Raw genomic sequence first — 5,724 nt, 5'->3', positions numbered from 1 at the left:
GAATAGCAGTGATGCACTCACCTATGGCGAAGATCACTTGTATCAAACCTTCTTGGATGCCATACCTTTAAAATCAGTAATTGGTGAGCTTGAGGGTGTCGCTTATATTCTTCCTTATGCTGTAAGCTTGCAAGCCGAGAAAAAACATAAGGTATATATGAAACGTATGCTGCTTTCCGATCAAGTTAACAATATGCTTCCGGATTGGGCTTTTTTTGTTACGTGTATCATGAATACGAATGGACTTCGACCAACGGCTTCTCGGGAGTCATTTATGGAAAATGAGCTTTTTCACACCGTAAAGGATGAAATTGGCGAAAACATTAAACAGCATATGATTCAGCTTTCAGAATCAAACCCTGAACTATTCGGTAAAATTATTGTTATTCATTCTGCTTCCATTAAAGCGATGGCTGCCGAAGATGATGAGCTTTATCGATTGTTTATCCGTTTCTTGTCGTTTGAGACTTCATTTGGCATGATGAAGATGAGCGAAATATTGGAACAGAACAAACGTATCGTTGTATCTTCAACGCTTGATGAATTCCGCCAAGTGGCTCGCGTTGCCAAAGCGCAAAATGTGATGGTTATTAATGGCGGTTATGTCCATGATTTTGAGCTTGTGCGCAAGCTGCCTGCGCTGGATGAGGATATCGAGGCGTTAGTTCTAGATCCGATTAATTTCTCGAACGTCTTCCAATCCATAACTCCCGCGGAGCATAAAAGCATTCTTTCCTTTCTGGAGCTCTCGGATCAGCTGCTAGCTCCATTTCAATGCAGAAGCGTAGTAAAGCGATTTGAACCAGTGGATTTGGCCGCTTTATACAATACAAATGATGAAGTGAATTTTCTGAGAATGGCAGAGCAAACGAAAGATGAAGCTAATGATTTGTTCGCAAACATTGTGGATGTCGTCATCCATGAGCTATATGAGGTGCCATATGCGACGATTTGCTACAACTTTAACAATCCGCTTATGCAGCAGGCTATGACCTGTCAGAATGCGGATATGCAGAAGCTAAGCATTGAGACCGTTTATACGCAGGCCTTGCTGCTTGGTCAATATCCTCTTGGCCCTGAGGAGCTGAAGTTAATGAACAAATCGTTTATGCAGGTGCTGGAAATCGGTCTTAGTCAGGCTGGTGAGCGAGAGCTATGAAGCAGCGATATGATCAATTGCGAAGCGAGGCATGGAGCTTGCCGCAGGGAAAACAGAAGCTTGCGGTGCTTGAGGAGGCTATTCGGATAGCCGATTTGCATATGACGAAGGAAGACTCCTATTACGCCCGCATGTCTTATTCCGAGGCAGCGCTTGATTCGGGCTATGAAGAGCGATTTCTTGTTTCATTTACCTGGTGCTTAACCCAGTTTGAAAAAGATCCGGCTGCTTATTCGAGCTTCACCCTTATTTGGCACTATAAATGGTTTGTTAATCAAATTTGGCGGTTTCCGCAATTTGGTACGGATCAAATCACTTCGATTTTTAATGATTTTAAGGCGAAATGCTTACAATACGGTCACAGCCTGCGCCCATATTATCAATGTCTTCATCGATACGCGCTATCTCAAGGCGATCATGAGTCGGCTCAAGCAAACTATGAGCTTTGGCGCAAGACGGCTAGAGATGGAATGTCTGATTGCAGCGCCTGTGAGCAAAATGGCTTTGGCTACTATCATTTTACAGTTGGCAGATATCGGCGAGGACTGCAAGCTATGAAGCCTATTATGGATGGTCGAATGACCTGCAAATCCATTCCGCAAAATACGTACAGCCATCTTCTTCTCCCGCTCCTTGAGACAGAGCAAGCAGATGAAGCTGTAAAGATGGCAAAAAAAGGCGCGCGTTTGTTAAAGGGACCTGGTTACTTAAGCGAATATGGGAGCTTCCTTGCTTATTACACAGCAACCGACATTCATAAAGCCGCCAAATGGTTTGAACAAACCGTCCAATATGCAATGGATACGAGAGTAGGCTGGGATCGGTTGTTGTATATGATTTCAGCTAGAGCATTTCTACAATTGTGGCATGCGAAAAACCGTCGGAGAAAGCTGAATGTTAGCAGCGATATTACGTATGAGATGATTGTAAAGGATACCGAACAATTAGCTGCTGCTTTTGATCTAAGAAACCAAAATCATTATTGCACCGAGCTGCTCAAACAGAAGCTTAAACAAGTTCAAAAACTAAGCCATTTTTAATCCATGTGTTGACGTATAGCAAATGGAAGTGGTTCAATTGAACGATCGACAACAGAGAGGGCAGTGGCAGCTTATGTTTAAACAATTTATGAAAGCATCCAGGCTGAGCGTTCTTCCTGTTATGCTTATTCCCGTGGCGTTAGGTGCGCTGGGGGCTTTTGTGTGGAACGGCATTTTCAATCCTTTATTATTTATCATCACCATAGTTGGGGCAGGAACAGCCCATTTATTTTCTAATATGATCAATGATTTATGGGATTATTATAACGGTACGGATACGGCCGCTCAATCGACGGAAGGGGTAATTGCAACCAACTCTGGCTATTTGACAAAAGGGACGTGGAGCATTCGCACCTTTGCGACTGTAACATGGGCATTATTTGGCATTGCAGCGATTTGCGGCATTATACTTAGTATAACAAGCGGCTGGCCGGTGCTCGTATTTGGCGGGCTTGGGGCGTTAATTGCTTATTTCTATGTAGCTCCGCCGATCCAGTTCGGATACCGCGGCAAAGGCTACAGTGAAGTCGCGATCTTGATCTCCTTCGGCATACTGCCTGTCGTAGGCGCTTATTTTGTACAAACCTCGGAGCTAGATTCTCGGGCATTTTTGCTATCGCTGCCAATAGGACTTTTGACTACCCTAATTTTGTTTAATCACCATTTCCTGCACTGGCAGGCTGATCGTCAAGCAGGGAAAAGAACATTAGTCGTCGTTTGGGGAGAAAAGAGAGCACTCGTTTTCTCGCGCGTTTTGCTTTTTCTCGCCTATATTTCGCTTATCCTATGCGTGGTCGTGAAAGCATTGCCTATTTACGGGCTGCTGGCGCTGCCAACAGCGATACCTTTATATTTGGTATACGGCAGGTTATCATCAAATAATGTATCGACTGCATACGTGCCGCTTATGGGTGCCTCGCTGAAAGCAACGATGCGATGCGGTGTGATCTTAATCGTTGCCTTAATCATTCAAGGTCTTATTTAAAACATACAACTTAGAAAGAGGTCATGGATATGGAGAAGCAATGGACTTTAGGAGATTTTCATACGATTCTAAATGAAGGGGAAGTATGGAAAATCGGCGGTTTTCCGCTGCAAGACGGAACCTTCTGGCAGTACCGCGAGCCTAATGCGGTTGTCATTGTTCGCAATGGACTGCTGTATGTAAGAGCACCGCTTAGCCGCTCGAACGATCAAATTCAAATACTGGATAATGCTAAGCATATGTATTATTCTGCTGAACCTGTTCTTGTACCTGAAACCGGTGAGATTAGCTTTGAGCTGCAAATTCGCGCACGTTCGCAAAATACAGCGCCTGATGATCTTTATGATGGTTTTGTTTCTTTGAATCTGCTCGATTTCACGACGGGCGGTGCGCTCGACTTTTTTGCGGGAAATGACAAATATGCAAGTGTATATGCCGTTCTTCCTTTTCCGGGAGTTAAGGTGCCGGAGACGGATAAAACGAGATATTTCTGTGTGTTTAAGGAAGACACAAACTTTGCGGCGCGCGAATTTAATACGTACAAAATTACGTACAATCGCACCAATGATGAAGTCGTATTTTTTGTGAATGGCCAAGAAGTGCGGAGAGAGCGTGATGTTCCGGTTAAATTTAACCAATTTATCGTTGCGCTAGGCATTATGACGGAAAAGGATTTGTCGCCGGAGGGCAGCGTGTCGGTGCATGGACAGACTGTGATCGGAGAATGGTCTCCCATTACAATAGAAATTAAAGAGTAAAGTTGTTATGAAGGAGCTGCGTTATGCTATTCGTTCTTATTGCTTTGTGGGCTATTGCAGCCATTATATGGCTCTCCGATCGGCGAGCATCCGTTAATCATTGGTTAGGCGCTGTGGCGTTTAGCGGAGGAGCTGGTGCGCTTGCTGCCGTGCTTGACCTGCAATGGCTGCCAGCAGCAGCGGAAGCTGGAATGAATCAAGTAGCGCAGCAGCTTCTTTATCGCTTGCAAGCGTTCTCCTCGTTGACCTCCTACTACGGATTGCCGTATTCCTTTGCATTGTTTGCTATAGCTTACAAACCTGTACGGCTTCCAAAACGGCTGCAGCAGCTTATGCCCTTTTTACTGTTAATTCCGATTGTTTTATGTGTTTTGTTTACTCCATTTTATAATACGATGTATCCCATCTCGTTCAAGATTGTCGTATGGTGGGCGGTTCCTTATATTATGTACGGGGCGATACAGGTACTGCTCAAGCGGCAGCTGCATGCCTCTTTTTCTCGCACACACTGGATAATATGTTCAACCGTGCTGCCGCCGGTTATGTTCTGTATGGTCATGAATTACGTATTTCCGAGCTTCGGGATGCTGCGGATGTGGGTCTATAATACATGGATCATTGGTTTAGCCGTAACTGTATTTGTTATTGCATTATTCACCTATGGCTTCATGGGTGTGCGAGTGAAGATCGATCGCCGCAGATACGATTCCACGTTAAGAGCAGTCACCTCAGGAACTGCCATACTTAATCATGCGATCAAAAACGATGCAGGAAAAATGCGGCTTTTCTCGGAGAAGATGAAAGCTTATGCCATCGAAACCGATCAACAAGAGCTGCTGGCGGATGTTGAAACGGTGCTGAACGCTTCTCGCCATATGCAGGAGATGCTGCAACGGGTTCATCGTCGAACAGAGGATTTGGTGCTTCGTGTGGAAGTGACCGACATAGCAGCGCTTATCGAGAAGACGATGAAAGGATACGCCCAAAGCCTTGGCAACATCAAGCTGCAAAGTGTGTTAAACGAAAGCTGGAGTTGTCGCATCGACCCCGCGCAGGTAAGCGAGGCTTTAGGCAATATAATAGCCAACGCTTTGGAGGCTATGCAAGACAAAGGCGTGCTGTCTATTCTGTTAAGCGAAACCAAAAGAGAGCTTATTATTGAGGTTAGAGACACGGGCCTTGGCATGGACAAGAGTGAGATAACGAAGGTGATGGAGCCTTTCTATACGACCAAAAGCGGCAGTGACACTAATTTTGGGCTCGGACTGCCCTATGCGTACCATGTGATGCGCAAGCATAAAGGTATGCTTGGCTTGCGAAGCGTGCCGGGAGCTGGAACATCGGTTTACATGACTTTTCCGAAACGGAATGTTCAAGCCACAAAAATAGATGTACATGTTTCGCAGAGGAGGGAAGCAAATGGATAAAATCAAGGTATGGATCGTCGAGGATGATCGTGATTGGCTTCGCGGCCTTGTCGCTTATTTAAACAAGGAGCAGGATATTGAAGTGGTTTGGACTGCCAGCAGGGCTGACGATGTTAGACAGGCGCTTATGGAAGGGAAGCAGCAGTCTGTGCCTGCTGATGTAGTGCTGATGGATATCATGCTTGACGGAAGGCCGGAAGGCGTTCTGCTCGCTGAGGAGGCTGCAATAGCTACCGGAGCAAGGGTCATCATGCTTACGTCAATGGAGGAGAAGGAGCTTATCTTTCGATCCTTCCAAGCGGGAGCTATCGATTACCAAATCAAATCTGATTTTGAAAGCTTGCCTGAAGCTGTA

5 protein-coding genes and 1 pseudogene are annotated in these 5,724 nt (G+C 45.4%); all 6 read left to right on the top strand.

What is annotated here, in order from left to right:
- Positions 1-1,159, top strand: a pseudogene (locus AC1DSE_RS28970) (HSP90 family protein); the annotation flags it as partial.
- On the top strand, positions 1,156-2,199 hold the full coding sequence (locus AC1DSE_RS28965) for a hypothetical protein (protein WP_477512142.1): 1,044 nt from the start codon (positions 1,156-1,158) through the stop codon (positions 2,197-2,199). The pseudogene AC1DSE_RS28970 and the gene AC1DSE_RS28965, both read left to right, overlap by 4 nt.
- A gap of 73 nt (positions 2,200-2,272) precedes the next feature.
- Complete coding sequence (locus AC1DSE_RS28960; RefSeq protein WP_477528613.1) at positions 2,273-3,184, top strand: UbiA family prenyltransferase; 912 nt, start codon at positions 2,273-2,275, stop codon at positions 3,182-3,184.
- A 29-nt stretch (positions 3,185-3,213) separates the two neighbouring features.
- Positions 3,214-3,942 (top strand): DUF6081 family protein, encoded by a 729-nt coding sequence (locus AC1DSE_RS28955; protein WP_477512141.1) that lies wholly within the window; start codon positions 3,214-3,216, stop codon positions 3,940-3,942.
- 23 nt (positions 3,943-3,965) lie between these two features.
- On the top strand, positions 3,966-5,369 hold the full coding sequence (locus AC1DSE_RS28950; RefSeq protein ID WP_477528612.1) for a sensor histidine kinase: 1,404 nt from the start codon (positions 3,966-3,968) through the stop codon (positions 5,367-5,369).
- Positions 5,362-5,724: response regulator (locus tag AC1DSE_RS28945; protein WP_477528611.1), on the top strand; the 363-nt coding region annotated here is incomplete at its 3' end. The genes AC1DSE_RS28950 and AC1DSE_RS28945, both read left to right, overlap by 8 nt.

This window comes from Paenibacillus sp. 01L418 (assembly GCF_056400045.1).
This window is presented reverse-complemented; position numbering and strand designations above follow the sequence as displayed.